The following is a 17,063-nucleotide window of genomic DNA, read 5'->3' as shown; positions in this document are numbered from 1 at the left end:
GCTTTGAGCGAATCAAAATAGCTTCGATAATAGCGCCGTCACCGCGGTTTCGACCCGCAAAATGCGAGGGCCCAGATGGATGCCCTCGCAACCGGCTTCGCGCAGCTTTTCCACTTCCCAGGCAATGAATCCGCCTTCGGGCCCAACCAGTAAAAGCGTTGGCTCGTCGACCTCGCGCGGGCAGGCGTTAGGCATGCCCGGGTGGGCCAACAGCCCACGCCGGCCGCTTAGTAGTGCAGGAAGCTGATCTTCCAGAAAGGGCCTGAACCCTTTTGAAAGGGTGATCTCGGGGAGGATCGTGTCCTGGGTTTGCTCCAGCCCCAAAATGAAATGCTGGCGTATTTTATCCGGGTGAAGCTCCGGCGACTGCCAGTAGCTTTTCTCGACGCGGTTGGTATGCAGCAGCGTCAGCGATTTTACCCCCAGCGCGGTCACGTGCTCGAGCGTGCGCGCGAGCATGCGCGGGCGCGGCAGTGCCAGCACCAGGTGCACGGGAAGTGCAGGGGGCGGTGGCTGGGTCAATACGGGGACCTCGAACACCGCGCGCTGATTATCTAGTGCGGCCAGGCGCGCCCTGCCCACACCTCCGCCCATTACGCCCACGGTGAAGATGTCATCGACCTTCGCCCGATGAACGCGGATCAGGTGCTCAAGACGTCGGGTGTCGGTCAGGGTGGCGCGGCGGTCGGCGTCGAGCTCGTCGGGGGCCAGTAGTATCAGGTTCATGAGGTTCGTTAAATACTCGTCAATGAAAGGGCCTAAGGCGGAGTTGACCGACTCGGCTTGCATGCGTGCGCGTTGCAGGCACAATACGGGCAACGGCTACAAGGCCTTTACCGCGTTTAAGGAGATGCGCTGTGCGCGTGATTCGCAAATATGCCAACCGGCGGCTGTACGATACCCAGCAAAGCCGCTATGTAACGCTTGAAGACCTGCGGCGGTTGATTATCGACGAAGAGCCTTTTCGCGTCGAGGATGCCAAAAGCGGTGAGGACTTAACGCGCACGATCCTGCTGTCGATCATCATCGAGCAGGAACAGGCCGACAGTGACGCCGAAGTGTTCTCCAACGACCTGTTGGCCCAGCTGATTCGCGTCTACGATATGTCGTCTCCACTGCCGCTGGCACGCTACCTGGAGCAGGGCACGCAGCTGATGCTGCAACAGCAAAAGCGCATGCAGAACCAGTGGCAGCAGGCGCTCAAGAACTCGCCCATGGAGCTAATGCGTGAGCTGGCCGAAGAGAACATGCGTTTTTGGCAAAGCGCACTCAACAAGCCCAACCCGACCGAGCCTCAAAAAGAAGACGACGATAGCAAGCGCTCGTGAGTATGAGTAAAGGCATTGCCGGGTCCGCCCACCGGGTGAACAGGTGTGTCATAATGCGCCCAGGTAACGCACCCGTTTGAGAAGGAAAGACATGAACGTTTTGATGATAGGTGGCGGCGGGCGCGAGCACGCCCTGGCGTGGAAACTGGCGCAGTCGAGCCTGGTCGAGAAGGTGTTCGTCGCGCCGGGCAATGCAGGCACCGCCATTGAGCCTTCGCTTGAAAACGTGGCCATCGACGCCACCGATATCGACGCGCTGTTGGCCTTTGCCCAGCGCGAGAACATTGGGCTGACCGTCGTTGGCCCCGAGGCGCCGCTGGTACTGGGCGTGGTCGACCGCTTTCAGGCAGCGGGGCTTGCCATCTTTGGGCCCACCCAAGCAGCGGCTCAGCTCGAAGGCTCCAAATCCTTCACCAAGGATTTTCTCGCCCGCCACCAGATTCCCACAGCGGCCTATCAGACCTTTACCCGGGTGGACGCGGCGCTTGAGTATCTGGCGGAAGTCGGCGCGCCGATCGTGATCAAGGCCGATGGCCTGGCCGCGGGCAAGGGCGTGATCGTTGCGATGAGTGAGACCGAGGCTGAGGCCGCCATTCGCGATATGCTCGAAGCCAACGCCTTTGGCGATGCTGGCGCCCGCGTGGTCATCGAGGAGTTTCTCGAAGGCGAGGAGGCGAGCTTCATCGTCATGGTCGATGGTGATAACGTCGTTCCCATGGCGACCAGCCAGGATCACAAGCGCGCCTTCGATGGCGATACCGGCCCCAATACCGGCGGTATGGGCGCCTACTCGCCGGCGCCAGTGGTCACCCCGGCGGTCGATGCCAGCATCATGGAGCAGGTGATACTGCCCACGGTGCGCGGCATGCGTGACGAAGGTAACGCCTACACCGGCTTTTTGTACGCGGGGCTGATGATCGATGAGGCGGGCAACCCCAAAGTGATCGAGTACAACTGCCGGTTTGGCGACCCGGAAACTCAGCCGATCATGATGCGCCTGACCTCCGATTTCGCCGCGCTCTGCCTGGCAGGCGCCCAGGGCGAGCTTGCCGGCCTTACCTGCGAGTGGGATTCCCGCGCCGCGGTCGGGGTGGTCATGGCCGCCGGCGGCTATCCCGGTAGCTACTCAAAGGGCGACACCATCGAAGGTTTGGCGGCGGCCGAAGCGCAGCGCTGCAAGGTGTTTCACGCCGGTACCGCGCAAGATGACGACGGACACACCGTGACCGCTGGCGGGCGCGTGCTGTGTGTGACCGCGCTTGGCAACAGCGTGCTGGAGGCCCAGGCCCAAGCGTATCTGGGCGTAGAAAAAATACGCTGGGCGGGCGCGGAGTACCGGCGCGACATTGCGCACCGGGCCATCGCTCGCGAGCAGTCACTTTAATCTGGGACTTGTTAACCCAGGGCTTATTCCTTAATGGCTTGGCCGGGAGGCGGGTATGGAGCGCGTAACGCTGGAATTCCCTGAGGCGATGATCGTTCATCGCCACGCCCTGTCGGTGCGCATCACGGACATGAACTATGGGCGCCACCTGGCCCATGACGCCGTAGTGACGCTGCTGGCGGAAGCGCGGGCGCAGGCGTTTGCCGCGCTGTCGTGGCCGGAGTGGGACATGGGCGGCTACCCAAGCGTGGTCGCGGATTTGAGCGTAATGTTTCAGCGCGAAGCGCGCTTTCCCGATGAGCTCGTCATCGAAACCGCGGTGCCCGACCCCGAGGGCAAAGCGCTGGTGGTGTATCACCGAATATTGAATCATCGCCAGGAACCGGTGGCGACGGCGCGTGTTACGCTTTTATTGATCGATACGACGGCGCGCAAGCCCGTGGCGATCCCCGCCGAGCTTACCCGCGCGCTAGACGCCGCTCGAGGTGACTGATGTCACGTGAATATCCCATTATCGCCGTGACCGGCTCGTCCGGGGCGGGCACCACTACGGTGCGACGAAGCTTCGAGCGTATGTTTTTGCGTGAGGACGTGCACGCCGCGGTCGTGGACGGCGATGCCTTTCACCGCTATACCCGCGAGGATTTGCAGCGCATTTTTCGCGAAGAGCCGGAGCGCAAGGACGAGCTTTCCCACTTCGCCGTCGAGGCCAACCTGCTCGACCGGCTCGAAGGGCTTTTTGCCGAGTACGGCGAGCACGGCTCGGGCACGTTTCGTCACTACATCCATGCCGAGGACAAGCAGAAGATCGAAGCCGGCTACCGCGTGGGTACCTTCACCGAGTGGCAGCCGCTGCCCTGCGGCACCGATCTGCTCTTTTATGAAGGCTTGCATGGCGGGCTCGTAACGCCGGAGTACGACATCGCTCGCCACGCGGATCTTTTGATCGGCGTGGCCCCCACCATGAACCTCGAGTGGATTCAAAAGATCGACCGCGATACCAAGCTTCGAGGCTATTCTCAGGAAGCGGTGATCGATACGATTCTTGGGCGCATGGACGACTACGTGCGCTATATCCAGCCGCAGTTTTCGCGTACGCACATCAACTTTCAGCGCGTGCCCACCGTGGATACCTCCAACCCCTTCGAGGTGCAGGACATTCCCACGGACGCGGAGTCCTTCGTGGTGATTCGCTTTCGCGACCCTTCCACGGTGGATTTTCCCTGGCTTCTGGCCATGATCAAGGATGCCTTCATGACGCGACCGCACACGCTGGTCGTCCCTGGCGCCAGGCTGTCGCTGGCCATGGAGCTGATTCTGGCGCCGCTGGTGCGCCATTTGCTCGCTCAGCGCCGCTTTCGCTAGGGCTGGAGGTATCAGGTGTTAAGGGCCATCCCTTCTGGCCTTTCATCGACCGTTTAGTGTCGTCGTCTCACTCAACAGGAGCCCGCCATGGAATGTCTTTTCTGCAAGATCATCAACCGCGAAATCCCCGCCGATATCGTTTATGAGGACGAGCATGTCCTGGCGTTCAACGATATCGACCCCAAGGCGCCGACCCACCAGCTCATCATTCCCAAGCAGCATATCGCCACGCTCAACGATATCGAGCCCGAGCACTTGGCCGTGGTCGGCCGGCTTCAGTACACCGCGGCGCGTCTGGCAAAAGAGCAGGGCTTTGCCGAGGACGGCTATCGCGTGGTGATGAACTGTAACGGCATGGGCGGCCAAACGGTCTATCATATTCACATGCATTTGATGGGCGGTCGCCAGTTTACCTGGCCGGCCGGCTGAGCCTGACTGTCGGACAATCGAGGTTACCGTGATGCGCGAACGCCACTTGAGCCGCTCGGATCGCTTTATTTCGCACATCGATAGCGCCCTGCGCACGCTGATTCCCAATACCCGTGGAGCGCAGCGGGTCAATCCATCCGCTAGTATGGCGGAGTCGGAGCTTGGCGAGCTCGAGCGCCGTCATGCGGCGAGCACGCTGCGCGTGCTGCACGTGGCGACCGCCGGCGTGCAGGGGCTTTGCCAAGGGCAGGTGGGGCTGGTCATGCTACCCCGCGCGCGTCAGCAGATCGACCACTCCCAGCGCGAAGCCACCGATCATCTGGCCTGGTGCCAGCAGCGCTTGGAGCAGCTCGAAAGCCGCACCAGCTACTTCACGCCGGTCTACTACGGCGCCGGAGTAGGGCTTGGCATGGTGACCGGGCTGATCAATGACCGCTTCGGGCTGGGCGTGGTCGCGGCGACCAAGGAGCTCATCGGGCGTCAGGCCAACGAGCAGATGAACTATCTACCCACGGAGGACCAGCGTTCACGCACGCTGCTGCGCCAGGTCGTATCGGATAATACTCACCACGCGCAACTGGCACTGGAAGCCGGCGGCATGCGTTTTCCCGCGCCGATCAAGTGGGGGATGGGGCTGCTGGGTGGGGCATCGTTGAAAAAGGCGCGCTATACCTGAGCCTGTATACTCAGGCCTGCGTATCCAGACCCAGGCCTGCGCTCGAAACTTTAACGGTCGTGTTCAGCCGTTGTTCGACCGCGCATAAAAAAGCCCCTCGCGAGGGGCTTTTTGCATGGTCGGCCTTAGGCGTCGATGCGCTTGTACTTCATGCGTTTGGGAGTATCGTTGCCCACCCGCTTTTTGTGATCCTCTTCGTAATCGGTGTAGTTACCGTCGAAGAAGACCACTTCCGACTCGCCTTCGAACGCGAGGATGTGGGTGGCGATCCGGTCCAAAAACCAGCGGTCGTGTGAGATCACCATCGCGCAGCCTGGGAAGGCGAGCAGCGCCTCTTCCAGCGCGCGCAAAGTCTCGATATCCAGGTCGTTTGACGGCTCATCGAGCAGCAGCACGTTCGCACCCTGTTTGAGCGTTTGCGCCAGCTGCAGGCGACCGCGCTCGCCGCCAGAGAGCTCGTCGAGGCGTTTTTGCTGGTCGTTGCCCTTGAAGTTGAAGCGGCCAACGTAGGCGCGCGACGATACTTCGTAGCCGTTGATATTGAGAATGTCCTGACCGCCGGACACCGCTTCCCATACGGTCTGCTTGTCGTCGAGGGCATCGCGCAGCTGCTCGACGTAGGCGATATCGACGGTGTCGCCGATGACTACGTCGCCTTCGTCAGGCTGCTCCTTGCCGGTCACCAGCTTGAACAGCGTCGACTTGCCCGCGCCGTTGCCGCCGACGATACCGATGATGGCGCCGGGCGGTACGCTAAAGGAGAGATCCTGATAAAGCAGCTTGTCATCAAAGCGCTTGGTCACGTTATGGAATTCGATGACCTTGTCGCCCAGGCGCGGCCCCGGCGGAATGTAGATTTCGTTGGTTTCGTTGCGCTTTTGGAAATCGCCGGACTGCATCTCCTCGAAGCGATTGAGGCGCGCCTTGCTCTTGGCCTGGCGGCCCTTGGTGTTGCTGCGTACCCACTCGAGCTCCTGCTTGATCGCCTTTTGACGCGAAGCTTCCTGCTTGGCTTCCTGGGTCAGGCGCTGCTCTTTTTGCTCCAGCCACTGCGAGTAGTTGCCCTCGAAGGGAATCCCCTGGCCGCGGTCGAGCTCGAGAATCCAGCCAGCGACGTTGTCGAGGAAGTAGCGGTCGTGGGTGATCGCGACCACGGTGCCGCTGTAGTCATGCAAGAAGCGCTCGAGCCACGCCACGGACTCGGCGTCCAGGTGGTTGGTCGGCTCATCGAGCAGCAGCATGTCCGGGTTCGACAGCAGCAGCCGGCAAAGCGCAACGCGGCGGCGCTCGCCCCCGGAAAGATTTCCGACCTGGGCATCCCAGGGCGGCAGGCGCAGCGCGTCGGCGGCGACCTCGAGCTTGCGCTCGATGTTGTGGGCGTCGGCGGCTTCGATGATATTTTCAAGGCGCGCCTGCTCGCTTGCCAGCGCGTCGAAATCCGCATCCGGTTCGGCATAGGCGGCGTAGACCGCGTCGAGCTTCTCCTGAGCGGCCTTTAGTTCACCCAGCGCCTCTTCGACGGTCTCGCGAACGTTTTTCTCATCGTCCAGCTGCGGTTCCTGGGGCAAGTAGCCCACGTTGATGCCGGGCATCGGGCGAGCTTCACCTTCAAACTCCGTATCGACACCGGCCATGATGCGCAGCAGTGTGGACTTACCCGCGCCGTTGAGACCCAGCACGCCGATCTTGGCGCCGGGGAAGAACGACAGGGAGATGTCCTTGAGAATTTGCTTTTTGGGCGGCACGACCTTGCCAACCCGGTTCATGGTGAATACGTATTGCGCCATGGAAATCCGTTAGGTTGTTGAGAGTGGTGTCAGAAGCGACGTGGGCCTAGATGATAGTGCCCAGAACGCGCAAAGGCCAGAAAGCGAGCCGCCGTTGCGAGTCATCAGTAAAGGCGGCGGAACCGGCAAGCCCAAGACTTACGGCAAAGCGCGTTAAACAAAGCGCGTTAAAAGAGGCGTCGTTAACCGCTACTCTTCTTCGTCCCAATCGTCCTCGATGGCGCGTTTGAGGCTTCGCTCCTCGAGCCACGCTTCCACTTGGCGGCGGGCACGCAGGGTATCGGACTTGCTGGCTTTTTGCTTGCTATAGGAGTCGTCGTTGACCGCGTCGAGGTTTTCGAATTCATCGGCGTCGAGTATCGAGGCGGCGAAGGAATCGCGATTCAGGGGGTCACGGCTCATGAGAGGCCCTCCAACCCAAGCCGGCGCACCGGCATTGTAACGGCTTAGCGTTGTCATTTGGCTAAGCGCCCAGGCGCGACGTTTGCGCTTAGGCGCTATATAGCGCCGCTTGGGTCGAAGTTCAAGCTTTAAATGTCGGTGGGGGCGATCAGGCGCTTTCGTGCTTTTTTTGAAGCTCACCAAGGGCGATCTGTGCCTCGACGCGCTCGGTCACGTCCTTTTGTACGCCAACGCAGTACATCAGGTTATCGCTTTCATCGTATACCGGTGTGATGGAGAGCTCGTTCCAGAACATGGTGCCATCCTTGCGATAGTTTCGGAGCACTTCGCGGGAAGGGCGGCCGCTACTGATCGCTTCACGAATATTATCGAGGGCGTCCTGGTCACGATCATCGTTTTGAAGGAAACGGCAGTCGCGATAAAGAATTTCGTCGGCGGTATAGCCGGTCAAGCGTTCAAACCCTTTATTGACGTAGATGAGAATGTTTTCATCGCCTTCCTGTTCGGATACGACGATACCGTCGTCAGAGGCGTCTACGATCCGTTCGAGGAGTTCGGGGTTGATGAGAGGAGATCGTTTCATAAAAGGGTTCCTGTTGCTTGTCGCTCATCCGTTGCCAGGCGCTGTGCATCAGCACGGACGACAACGGTGTATAAACACTTCAACCAGCATTAACATAGGCAGCAACGTACACGCTGGCAAATTATCTCGTTCGTTCCACGCACTTGCACGCGTGGTTACTCCACTTCAGGCAATTGATAAGCGCTGAGTAGCGCAAAAAAGGCCGTCATCGCCAGTATCAGCAAAAGCCAGGCGCTGCCCAGCCACTGCGATAGTGCACCCACCAGCCCGCCCACGGCCAGCATCAGGATACCCGTCAGCGTGTTGGAAAGCGCCACATAAAGCGCCCGGTTATCCTGAGTCGCTATGTCGACCAGATACGTCTTGCGACCCAGACGCACGCCGTGGTGGACAATCGTCAAAAGCGCGTACACCAGTGCGTAAGGCACGACGCTTTGCGCCCATTCACCGGGTAGTCCGACCAGGCTTGCGCCTACTGCGCAGCAAGCCGTCGTACCCAGCGCGGCGTAGCACATGACACGGCGACTGGACTGGTCGGCCAGTTTACCCCATATCGGGCTTGCGACCATGGCGGCAAGCCCTGACACCACCACTAGTAGCCCAAGATTGCTCAGATCATCGCCGCTTTGCTGCTGGCCAAGCAGCGCAAGGTAAGGAAGCGCTAGAGCGCTCGAGAGTAACAGCGCCCGCGACACGTTGAAGTGTAAAAAGGCGCGATCGCTTTTGAGCAGCGATACCCCCGTCTTGATGCTGCTCCAAGCGTTTTCCCCGCCTTCGACCGCGCCGGGCTCCTCCTTGATGCGCGCCACGCAAAACGCGTTGAGCAACCAGCCGAGCGCGGCCACGCCCAAAAGCGCCGCCAGCACCCATTCGCCCGGGCGGTCGCCCATCAATACCAGTACGCCGCCCGCCGCCAGCGTGGCTGCGCCAGCGATGCTGCCGCTGTAACCCATTAACGTTCCGCGGCGGCGCTTGGCGACCGTCTTACCCATCACGTCCTTGGTGGCGATGGAGGAGACGCCTCGCGAAAGCGAAAGCAGCGCCAGTGCCGCCAGCGCCAGCGCACCGCCAAACGTGCTTTCACCCCACAGTGCCAGTAAGGCCAAACAGCCGGCGCAGATCGCTTGTAGCAGGGCGCCGGCGACCCAGACCCATTTGCGCTGGGGTTTCGGGCGAATGAAACCGGCCACGAAAATCTGGGGTAGCAGGGCGCCGGCTTCGCGAATCGGTACCAGCAATCCCACCATCCAAACCGGCGCGCCGATCAGTCCCATCAGCCAAGGCAGCACCAGTCGAGCGCTGGAGAGCTCGTCGGCGAGCTTGTTACCCAGCGCGGCAAATAGATGCAAGAAGAAGTTGCGCGGTTGCTCCTTGCACGCCTGCTCCGGAATGTCGTCGCACATTCGGCTATCGTCATCACCGGTCAGCCGTTCGAACAGGCGGGTCTGGGAAATGGGCGACTCGACCATCTCGATTCCTTGGAAGTTGTTGAATCAGGGTGACAGAATGGCGGTTAATTGCAGTTTGTCAAAGCTCAAAGGGTTACTTCATGTCTCGCATCAACATTCGTTACTGCACTCAGTGCCAGTGGCTTTTACGCAGCGCCTGGTATGCCCAGGAGCTGCTGTCGACCTTCGGCGAGCAGTTGGACGAGGTTGCGCTTTCGCCTTCGCACGGCGGCACGTTTGAAATCTGGTGCAACGATACGCTTTTATGGGAGCGAAAGCGCGACGGCGGCTTTCCGGACAGTAAGGAGCTCAAAAAGCGCGTGCGCGACATCGTAAGCCCCGACCATAATCTTGGGCATATTGACCGATGAGTCAGGACCGAAACGCCATTGCTTGTGGGGTAGGCGCCGTAGCGCTCTGGTCCACCGTGGCCACGGCGTTCAAGGTGGCACTCGGATTCATGAGCCCGCTGGAGCTGATGTGGATCGCCACGCTGGTCTCCTGGCTATTGATGGGGGCGCTAGTCATCAAGCGCGGGCTTTTTCGGCAGGCGGCAAGCGGGTGGAGAACGGCAGCCTGGGCGGGATTAATGAACCCGGTAGCGTATTATCTCGTGCTGTTCGCCGCTTATGACCGCCTGCCGGGCCAGGAAGCCATGGCGCTCAACTATACCTGGGGGCTGACTATGGCGCTGCTCGCCGTTCCTCTTTTGGGTCAGCGATTGTCCGTGACTGATTTTGCCGCCGGGTGCGTGGCCTACGCCGGGGTGTGGGTGATCGCCACACGAGGGCAGGTGTTCGATGTCGCCTTCGAGGATCCATTGGGTGTGGCGCTGGCGCTGGGGTCGACGCTTATCTGGGCTCTCTACTGGCTGCTCAACACGCGCGATGCGCGCGAGCCGCTGGTAGGGCAGTGGCAAAATTTCTCCGTAGGCTTGCCAATACTGACATTCCTACTACTTTTAGGCCCGGGGATCACATGGCACGGTCTTGCTGCACTAAGCGCTGGCGTTTACGTTGGGCTGTTCGAGATGGGTATCGCGTTCATCTTGTGGCAGTTGGCGATCCATCGCGTATCGCGCGCATCGCGCGTCACTAACCTGATTTTTCTATCGCCGCCGGTCTCGCTTTTCCTACTGCATTTTGTGGTGGGCGAGCCGCTTTTGGTTTCTACCTTTACGGGACTTGCCTTAATTTTGATCGGGTTAGCGCTGCAGCAACTACCCAGCCACAAAAAAGCATGAAAAAAGCCGTAGGGGTTTTGTAGTTCTTAATTGTAAATATTTGTGACTTTTGTTTTGATGGCTTGCGTCTAACGCTTATTTACTTAAATTCAGCAAAGTTGGGAAGTAATTCTTGACACTTGGCTTTAAAAGCGAGCTCAGCATTTGGGTCGGTGTAGAAACCAAGCGGCAAGGGCTGTCGTGGTTTCAACGTTCGAGTGGAACGCTCATTGGGGATTCATGGATATGAAAGACAACGTTACAAACAAACTTAAGCATTTCTTCTCTGCGCGGGCGATTCGTCCCTTGACCATAACGACCATGGCTTGCCTACCGCTCTCCGCATTGGCTCAGTCTCTGCCAGCTACTCTCTACTCACCAGGCTCGACCGACCTGACAAGCGCCATTCAGCAAACCATCATCACCAACCCTGAGGTCAATGCTGCTTGGGCAAATTTCGACGCCTCGGGCAGCGACATTCGTGCCGCGCAGGGCGGTTATCTGCCCACCATCGATGTGCGCGCTGGAGTAGGAGTTCAGGATCAAAGCAACGACGGTCGGGGAAGCTATAATTCCGACTTTGCCGAACTAACGCTGAATCAAATGGTGTTCGACGGTTTCGCAACGCGCAGCGACGTCGAGCGTTTGGATCGCGCTCGTCTGGTGGCCTATTTCCAGCTCTTGGGGACGAGTGAAGAAGTCGCGCTGGAAGCGTTTCGTACCTACCTCGACGTACTTCGCTACCGCGAAATGGTGCGTTTGGCCCAGGACAACTATGCCCAGCATCAGCGCGTGTTCGGTCAAATCGAGGAGCGCACGCTTTCCGGCGCTGGCCGCGGAGTCGATCTCGAACAAATTAGCGGTCGCCTGGCGCTGGCTGAGTCGAACCTGATGACCGAGGCGTCGAATCTTCACGATGTGACGGCGCGCTATCAGCGCATCGTGGGCCAACTGCCCGCGCAAAACATGGCGCCGGCGCCGTCGCTTGAGGCCAACGTACCCGCTGATGTGGCCCAGGCCGTGAGAATGGCGTTCGAAGGCAATCCGGATTTCCAGGCCGCAATCGAAAACATCGCTGTGGCCCGCGCCGAGCAGGAGAGCGCTCGCGCCGGTTTCATGCCGCGTTTGGATATCCAGGGCCGTACGGGCACCAACAATGAAGACAGTACGATCGTTGGGCGTACCGACCAGCACAGTATTCAGCTTGTAGCGAGCATGAACCTGTATCGCGGCGGCTCTGATCTGGCAAGCTTTAACGCGGCCGCTTCACGTATCGAGCAGGCGCAGAGCCAGCGCGAGCTGGCCTGTACCAACGTGCGCCAGACCACGCAAATTGCCTACAACGATACCCAGCGTATCCGCGAGCAGCTTAACTACCTCAACGAGCACCGTCAGTCCATCGACCGTGTACGCGGCGCCTATCAGCAGCAGTTCGATATTGGCCAGCGCACCCTGCTGGACGTGCTCGACAGTGAAAACGAGTATTTCGAGGCTAGCCGCGCCTACGCCAATGCCGAATTCGACCTGACGCTCGCCCAAGCGCGTACCCTGGCGTCCATGGGCCAGCTGATGCCAGCGCTCAACGTGACGCGCGAAGATATCCCAAGCCTTGATGAGCTTGGTTATGACGGTGCTACCTTGAGTTCCGCCGAAACCTGCGCCCTCGACGGCCCACGTGGGTTTACGCTGGAGGACTTTACCCGTGGTATCTCGGTACCTCCGGCGCCTCAGGCTTCTCCTGGCGCGGCGGCCTACTCCGAGCCGGCGATCTCTGACGACCCGATGGCTACTCCCGCATATTGAGCTCGGACTCGGGTCAGGCGCTCTTTTCTCGTGCCTGTGTGTACCTTTCGCCTCGCCTGCCATTTGGGTGGCGGGGCGTGGGGAGAAGGTCCGGCGCTTACAGACGCGTAATGCTCACGAGGATCAGCCTTTCGTTTAGTCAAATAGGTATTTTATACCGCTGTATCAAGCTTATTGCCCGGCGGCCGATGGTATTAAATATACCGAAATTTTCGGCTTGAATACGTTGCGGCGAAGGTTTTGCAACGGTCGGTTGGGTCCATCGGCACCGAACGATTCGATGCTTGCGGCAGCCGACGGACAGGAGATCAGGTTTTAGTGGCTCAGGATAAACAGGTCGTCTCTACCCCTACCCGCGAACGCACGGACGACGAGCTTCTCGAATGTCTAAAAGCGATTGCTTCTTACCACCAGCACGAGGTATCCCCAGAGGCGCTAAAGGCGGGGCTACCGCTTGAAAAAGGCAATTTGACCCCGTCGGTGTTTGGCCGGGCGGCCCATCGTGCCGGACTCACTGCGCGTATCGTCAAAAGCCCGCTGTTGGGCCTCAATCCGTCGCTTTTTCCAGCGGTACTTTTACTGGAGCCGGGACGAGCCTGCGTGCTGCTGGGGCTGGATACAAAGCAGCAAAAAGCGCGCGTCATTTTTCCCGAGCTTTCCGAGTCTGCCGTCGAGGTGGCGCTCGATGAGCTCAACGGCGGCTATAGCGGTGAGGCGATCTACGTCCGTCCACGGTTTCAGGCTGACAACGCCTCCGAACCCGGCGTCGCGAAAAAGCGCGGCCAGCACTGGTTCTGGGGCGTCATCAAGGAAAATCGCCGGCTTTACCGCGATATCATCAGCGGATCGATTGCGATTAATATTTTCGCACTGGCCATGCCGCTGTTCGTACTCAATGTTTATGACCGCGTTGTGCCCAACCAGGCGACCGAAACCCTTTGGGTCATGGCGGCCGGTGTTTTCATCGTACTTTGTTTCGATCTGGTTCTTCGTTTGATGCGCAGCGGTTTCGTGGACCTTGCCGCCAGCCGTGCGGACGTCAAGCTGTCGTCCTCGATCATGAGCAAGGTGCTGGGCATGCGCATGGAAGAGCGTCCGGCCTCCACCGGGTCGTTTACCTCGACGCTTCAATCGTTCGAATCGGTACGCGCTTTCATTGGATCGGCCACTATCGTCGGGATCGTCGATCTGCCATTCGTGCTGCTGTTCGCGGGGATCATCGCGCTGATCAACCCGTGGCTGGTACTGCCGGTCATCGTGGGGATTCTTTTCGTGCTGCTCTACGCGCTCGCCGCCCAAGGCAAGCTGCACGAGCTTTCCGAAACCACTTGGGAGGTTGGTGCTCAGCGTAATGCGCTGCTGGTCGAGTCGGTTTCCCAGCTCGAAAACGTCAAGGCGCTGCGTGCGGAGAGCCGCATTCAGCGTCATTGGGAAAAAGCCACGGCGTTTCTTTCGCGTACCAGCGCACAGCTCAAACTGGTGAGCTCCTCGGTGTCGAGCGTTGCTCTCTGGGCGCAAAACAGCGTGGCGGTCTGTGTCATCATCGTTGGGGTTTATCAAATCGTTCAGGGCAATCTGACTCAGGGCGGACTGATCGCTTGCTATATGCTTTCGTCACGCGCGATGGCGCCGGTCAGCCAGGCCGCTGCTCTGTTGGCCCAGTATCACCAATCTTCTACGGCGCTTGAAGGGCTCAACCGCGTCATGGAGAAAAAAGAGGAGCGCCACGAAGGCAAGGCCTACGTGGAAAAGCCCAGTGTGACCGGCCATTTGGAGCTCGACAAAGTCACGCTGCGCTACCCAAACGAGGAGCGCGATGCGCTGCGCGATGTCTCTATTACCATCAAGGAAGGCGAGAAGGTCGCGCTTTTGGGGCGCGTCGGCTGCGGCAAATCCTCACTCAACAAGCTGCTGCTGGGCTTCTATCAGCCCAGCGCCGGCGCTGTCATGCTCGACGGCGTGGATATTCGTCAGTTGGATCCGCTTCAACTGCGGCGCCATTTGGGCTACGTGCCTCAGGAGGTCAGCCTGTTTTCCGGCTCGCTCCGTGACAATATCGTAGCCGGCGGTGGAAGCGATCATGTGGATGACCACGCGCTGCTGCGAGCGATCAAGATCGCCGGGCTGGAAACGCTGGTGAATAGTCACCCCAAGGGAGTCGATCTGCAGGTAGGTGAGCGCGGGCAGGCGCTATCCGGTGGCCAGAAGCAGGCGGTCGCGATTGCCAGGGCGGTGGTACAGGATCCGCCGGTACTGTTGCTCGATGAGCCGACCAGTGCGATGGATAACGCCAGCGAAGAGGCTTTCAAGGCGAACCTGACCCGTATCGGTGAAGGTAAAACCATGCTGATCGTTACTCACCGCACGTCTCTTCTATCCCTCGTTGATCGCATCATCGTCATGGATGCGGGCAAGGTGGTCGCCGATGGGCCGCGCGATAGCGTGGTTGAGGCGCTGCGTAACGGCCAGATCGGGAGGGCATCGTAATGGCGAAGAAATCCTCCACCAGCGAACAAAAAGGGTTCGAGGCCATCGGCCGGTTTTCCGAAAAGGGGCAAAAGCCGTTTCGACCGTTTATGGACCGACTGTTTGCGCGCCGGGTGAGTTCGGCTCATCTCAACCGCGATTGGGCCAGCGACACCGACTGGGCGCGCATGCAGCAGGAGCCCATCCGCGCACGGCTGTTTTTGTACGTGACCTTGCTGGCCTTCATTGCCGTCCTCGTCTGGGCCTATTTCGCACCCATCGACGAGGTAACGCGCGGTAGCGGGCGCGTGATTCCGGCAAGCCACCTTCAACGCATTCAGTCTTTCGATGGCGGTGTGATCGAAGAGATCAACGTGCGCGAGGGTCAGGTCGTAAGCCAGGGAGAAGTGCTGATGCAGATCGACCCCACGCGCTTCGTCTCCGATTTTCGCGAGAACCGTGCTCAGCGCTACGCCTTGGAAGCACGCGCCGAGCGTCTGCGGGCGCTGGCGACCGGCACCGAGTTCGAGCCCTCGGAAGAGCTTCGCCAGGAAGTGCCGCATATCGTGATGCAGGAGCGCGAGGCCTACGAGAGCAGTTTGGAGGAGCTTCGCGAGCAGGAGAACGTGCTCGAGGATCGCGTTCGCCAGCGCCAGGAGGAACTCAGGGAGGCTCAGGCGCGGCGCGATACGGCGGCGCGTGAAGCCAGTATGGCCAGCCAGGAGTTGAACCTGACTCGGCCACTTCTGGCGTCCGGCGCGGTATCCGAGGTCGAAGTACTGCGCCTTCAGCGTGAGGTTTCCCGTGCGAGTGGCGATCGCAACCAGGCCGATGCCGCAGTGTCTCGACTGCAGGCAGCCGTCGAAGAGTCGCAGACTCAACTTCGCGAGCAAAGCGCCGAGCGACGAAACGAATGGCGGGGTAATCTCGCCCAAGCGGTAGGCGATCTAAACGCGCTTCAGCAGTCCGGGACCGGTCTGCAGGATCGGGTGCGCCTGACCGAAATCCGCTCCCCGGTGGACGGCGTCATTCAGCGCATTCACATCAACACAATCGGCGGCGTGGCGCAGCCCGGTCAGGAAGTGATCGAAATTATACCAAGTGATGATCAACTATTGGTCGAGGCACGGATCGCGCCCCAGGATATCGCGTTCCTTCATCCGGGACAGGCGTCCACCATTAAACTCACCGCTTACGACTACGCCATTTACGGCGGTCTGCAGGCGGAGCTCGAGCACATCAGTGCCGATACGATCACCGACGATGATGGCAACACGTTTTACTTGGTGCGTGTACGTAGCCTGCAGGACGAGAGCGCCACCGAAGGGCTTCAGGTCATTCCGGGTATGACGGCGCAGGTCGATATCGTGACGGGTAAGCGTACGGTCATGCAGTTTCTGCTAAAGCCCGTTTTAAGAGCGTGGCGTGACTCATTGGGAGAGCGCTAATGAAACATGTTTTTATAACCAACGATGGAAGCTTAAAGGCGCGCTGGCAAGACGCTCTGCCGGATGCGCTAGCGATTACCTCTGGCCAGACGATCGAAAACCCAGGAGCCGGCGACGTGGTGTGGATCACTACGACCGTTAGCGACTGGCGAGAACAAACCAAAGCGATCAGTCGTCAGGGCGCGAATGTAGTCGTCATGAGTTACGCGCCCAACGACCGAGAGGCGCTTTTGGCGCTGGATTTGGGCGCGCGTGGCTACACTCATACGTTTTCTGCGCCCGAGGTGCTCAAGCAGATCGCGCTCGTTGTTACCAACCAGGGCGTTTGGGTGGGGCAGTCGTTATTGTCCCGCGTGCTTACTGGTTCCGTTCAGGCGCTTCAGCAGCGAAGCGGCAGCGAGACCACTTTTCATGGGCCGCAATCTTTTGCAACGCTGACCGAACGTGAGCGCGCGGTGGCGTTGGCCGTTGCCCGCGGGGCCGCCAACAAGGAAGTCGCCCGAGAGCTTTCGATTACCGAGCGCACGGTGAAAGCCCATCTCAGTGCCATCTTCAAGAAGTTGGCGGTGCGCGATCGTCTGCAGCTAATTTTGAAGATTTCGTCCGACGCCGAAAAACGTATTTCCTGAATTAATATATCCGCACGCGGCGCCACCGTTTTACGAGTGCCGAGTTACATTACTTTACTGTCCTTCAGTACAATAGGGGGCATTCGCCAAATG

The 17,063-nt window shown here is 59.7% G+C and carries 17 protein-coding genes; 12 read left to right on the top strand and 5 right to left on the bottom strand.

Translation table 11 applies throughout. The features are described from left to right. Positions 1-12 precede the first annotated feature (12 nt). Complete coding sequence (locus ACGLWX_RS03460; protein ID WP_396237362.1) at positions 13-726, bottom strand: 16S rRNA (uracil(1498)-N(3))-methyltransferase; 714 nt, start codon at positions 724-726, stop codon at positions 13-15. A 131-nt stretch (positions 727-857) separates the two neighbouring features. On the opposite strand from ACGLWX_RS03460, the gene phaR reads away from it, so the two are divergent. The 6 genes from phaR (at position 858) to ACGLWX_RS03430 (ending at position 5,182) form a co-directional block, all read left to right on the top strand. After that, a complete protein-coding gene (gene phaR / locus ACGLWX_RS03455; RefSeq protein ID WP_396237360.1) occupies positions 858-1,328 on the top strand; it encodes a polyhydroxyalkanoate synthesis repressor PhaR in 471 nt (156 codons plus the stop codon). 91 nt (positions 1,329-1,419) lie between these two features. Further along, a complete protein-coding gene (purD, locus tag ACGLWX_RS03450; RefSeq protein ID WP_396237358.1) occupies positions 1,420-2,712 on the top strand; it encodes a phosphoribosylamine--glycine ligase in 1,293 nt (430 codons plus the stop codon). A 55-nt stretch (positions 2,713-2,767) separates the two neighbouring features. Continuing rightward, a complete protein-coding gene (locus ACGLWX_RS03445) occupies positions 2,768-3,205 on the top strand; it encodes an acyl-CoA thioesterase (protein ID WP_396237356.1) in 438 nt (145 codons plus the stop codon). After that, positions 3,205-4,077 (top strand): phosphoribulokinase, encoded by an 873-nt coding sequence (locus ACGLWX_RS03440; protein WP_252107260.1) that lies wholly within the window; start codon positions 3,205-3,207, stop codon positions 4,075-4,077. The genes ACGLWX_RS03445 and ACGLWX_RS03440 overlap by 1 nt, the downstream gene beginning before the upstream one ends. Positions 4,078-4,164: 87 nt before the next feature. Beyond that, positions 4,165-4,506, top strand: coding sequence for a histidine triad nucleotide-binding protein (locus ACGLWX_RS03435; RefSeq protein WP_263584548.1), 342 nt, complete (start codon positions 4,165-4,167; stop codon positions 4,504-4,506). Between the two features lie 31 nt (positions 4,507-4,537). Further along, the gene (locus ACGLWX_RS03430; RefSeq protein ID WP_396237354.1) at positions 4,538-5,182 is read left to right on the top strand and encodes a demethoxyubiquinone hydroxylase family protein; all 645 of its coding nucleotides are present in this window, start codon (positions 4,538-4,540) and stop codon (positions 5,180-5,182) included. Between the two features lie 125 nt (positions 5,183-5,307). Here the strand turns inward: ACGLWX_RS03430 and ettA are convergent, their stop codons facing one another. The 4 genes from ettA to ACGLWX_RS03410 all read right to left on the bottom strand — a co-directional run bounded on the left by ettA (position 5,308) and on the right by ACGLWX_RS03410 (position 9,423). Next, positions 5,308-6,969: an energy-dependent translational throttle protein EttA gene (gene ettA / locus ACGLWX_RS03425; protein WP_396237352.1), complete on the bottom strand. Its 1,662-nt coding sequence runs from the start codon at positions 6,967-6,969 to the stop codon at positions 5,308-5,310. A gap of 189 nt (positions 6,970-7,158) precedes the next feature. Continuing rightward, positions 7,159-7,371 carry a PA3496 family putative envelope integrity protein gene (locus ACGLWX_RS03420; protein ID WP_396237350.1) on the bottom strand — a complete coding sequence of 71 codons (213 nt, stop codon included), beginning with the start codon at positions 7,369-7,371 and terminating at the stop codon, positions 7,159-7,161. A gap of 148 nt (positions 7,372-7,519) precedes the next feature. Further along, complete coding sequence (locus ACGLWX_RS03415) at positions 7,520-7,954, bottom strand: PAS domain-containing protein (protein ID WP_396237348.1); 435 nt, start codon at positions 7,952-7,954, stop codon at positions 7,520-7,522. Between the two features lie 155 nt (positions 7,955-8,109). Further along, entirely contained in the window at positions 8,110-9,423 is a 1,314-nt protein-coding gene (locus ACGLWX_RS03410; protein ID WP_396237346.1) for an MFS transporter, read from the bottom strand. Positions 9,424-9,503: 80 nt separating this feature from the next. Here ACGLWX_RS03410 and ACGLWX_RS03405 point away from each other — a divergent pair, with 80 nt between their 5' ends. The 6 genes from ACGLWX_RS03405 (at position 9,504) to ACGLWX_RS03380 (ending at position 16,970) form a co-directional block, all read left to right on the top strand. Next, the gene (locus ACGLWX_RS03405) at positions 9,504-9,773 is read left to right on the top strand and encodes a SelT/SelW/SelH family protein (protein ID WP_396237344.1); all 270 of its coding nucleotides are present in this window, start codon (positions 9,504-9,506) and stop codon (positions 9,771-9,773) included. Continuing rightward, the gene (locus ACGLWX_RS03400; RefSeq protein ID WP_396237342.1) at positions 9,770-10,645 is read left to right on the top strand and encodes a DMT family transporter; all 876 of its coding nucleotides are present in this window, start codon (positions 9,770-9,772) and stop codon (positions 10,643-10,645) included. The genes ACGLWX_RS03405 and ACGLWX_RS03400 overlap by 4 nt, the downstream gene beginning before the upstream one ends. A gap of 285 nt (positions 10,646-10,930) precedes the next feature. Beyond that, entirely contained in the window at positions 10,931-12,427 is a 1,497-nt protein-coding gene (locus ACGLWX_RS03395) for a TolC family outer membrane protein (RefSeq protein WP_396237340.1), read from the top strand. A gap of 318 nt (positions 12,428-12,745) precedes the next feature. Next, positions 12,746-14,914 (top strand): type I secretion system permease/ATPase, encoded by a 2,169-nt coding sequence (locus ACGLWX_RS03390; RefSeq protein ID WP_396237338.1) that lies wholly within the window; start codon positions 12,746-12,748, stop codon positions 14,912-14,914. After that, positions 14,914-16,341, top strand: coding sequence for an HlyD family type I secretion periplasmic adaptor subunit (locus tag ACGLWX_RS03385; RefSeq protein WP_396237336.1), 1,428 nt, complete (start codon positions 14,914-14,916; stop codon positions 16,339-16,341). The genes ACGLWX_RS03390 and ACGLWX_RS03385 overlap by 1 nt, the downstream gene beginning before the upstream one ends. Beyond that, positions 16,341-16,970, top strand: a complete 630-nt coding sequence (locus ACGLWX_RS03380; protein WP_396237334.1) for a LuxR C-terminal-related transcriptional regulator — start codon at positions 16,341-16,343, stop codon at positions 16,968-16,970. The genes ACGLWX_RS03385 and ACGLWX_RS03380 overlap by 1 nt, the downstream gene beginning before the upstream one ends. The last annotated feature ends 93 nt before the right edge of the window (positions 16,971-17,063 follow it).

This window comes from Halomonas sp. HMF6819 (assembly GCF_044335525.1).
GTDB lineage: Bacteria > Pseudomonadota > Gammaproteobacteria > Pseudomonadales > Halomonadaceae > Vreelandella.
The sequence above is the reverse complement of the archived record's forward strand: the minus strand, read 5'-3'. Positions and strand labels throughout refer to the sequence as shown.

What these genes read in the sequence shown, in the direction of transcription:
- ACGLWX_RS03460 (WP_396237362.1), bottom strand. Translation starts at nt 726, where the DNA reads ATGAACCTGATACTACTGGCCCCCGACGAGCTCGACGCCGACCGCCGC.
- purD (WP_396237358.1), top strand. Translation starts at nt 1,420, where the DNA reads ATGAACGTTTTGATGATAGGTGGCGGCGGGCGCGAGCACGCCCTGGCG.
- ACGLWX_RS03445 (WP_396237356.1), top strand. Translation starts at nt 2,768, where the DNA reads ATGGAGCGCGTAACGCTGGAATTCCCTGAGGCGATGATCGTTCATCGC.
- ACGLWX_RS03440 (WP_252107260.1), top strand. Translation starts at nt 3,205, where the DNA reads ATGTCACGTGAATATCCCATTATCGCCGTGACCGGCTCGTCCGGGGCG.
- ACGLWX_RS03435 (WP_263584548.1), top strand. Translation starts at nt 4,165, where the DNA reads ATGGAATGTCTTTTCTGCAAGATCATCAACCGCGAAATCCCCGCCGAT.
- ACGLWX_RS03430 (WP_396237354.1), top strand. Translation starts at nt 4,538, where the DNA reads ATGCGCGAACGCCACTTGAGCCGCTCGGATCGCTTTATTTCGCACATC.
- ettA (WP_396237352.1), bottom strand. Translation starts at nt 6,969, where the DNA reads ATGGCGCAATACGTATTCACCATGAACCGGGTTGGCAAGGTCGTGCCG.
- ACGLWX_RS03420 (WP_396237350.1), bottom strand. Translation starts at nt 7,371, where the DNA reads ATGAGCCGTGACCCCCTGAATCGCGATTCCTTCGCCGCCTCGATACTC.
- ACGLWX_RS03415 (WP_396237348.1), bottom strand. Translation starts at nt 7,954, where the DNA reads ATGAAACGATCTCCTCTCATCAACCCCGAACTCCTCGAACGGATCGTA.
- ACGLWX_RS03410 (WP_396237346.1), bottom strand. Translation starts at nt 9,423, where the DNA reads ATGGTCGAGTCGCCCATTTCCCAGACCCGCCTGTTCGAACGGCTGACC.
- ACGLWX_RS03405 (WP_396237344.1), top strand. Translation starts at nt 9,504, where the DNA reads ATGTCTCGCATCAACATTCGTTACTGCACTCAGTGCCAGTGGCTTTTA.
- ACGLWX_RS03400 (WP_396237342.1), top strand. Translation starts at nt 9,770, where the DNA reads ATGAGTCAGGACCGAAACGCCATTGCTTGTGGGGTAGGCGCCGTAGCG.
- ACGLWX_RS03385 (WP_396237336.1), top strand. Translation starts at nt 14,914, where the DNA reads ATGGCGAAGAAATCCTCCACCAGCGAACAAAAAGGGTTCGAGGCCATC.
- ACGLWX_RS03380 (WP_396237334.1), top strand. Translation starts at nt 16,341, where the DNA reads ATGAAACATGTTTTTATAACCAACGATGGAAGCTTAAAGGCGCGCTGG.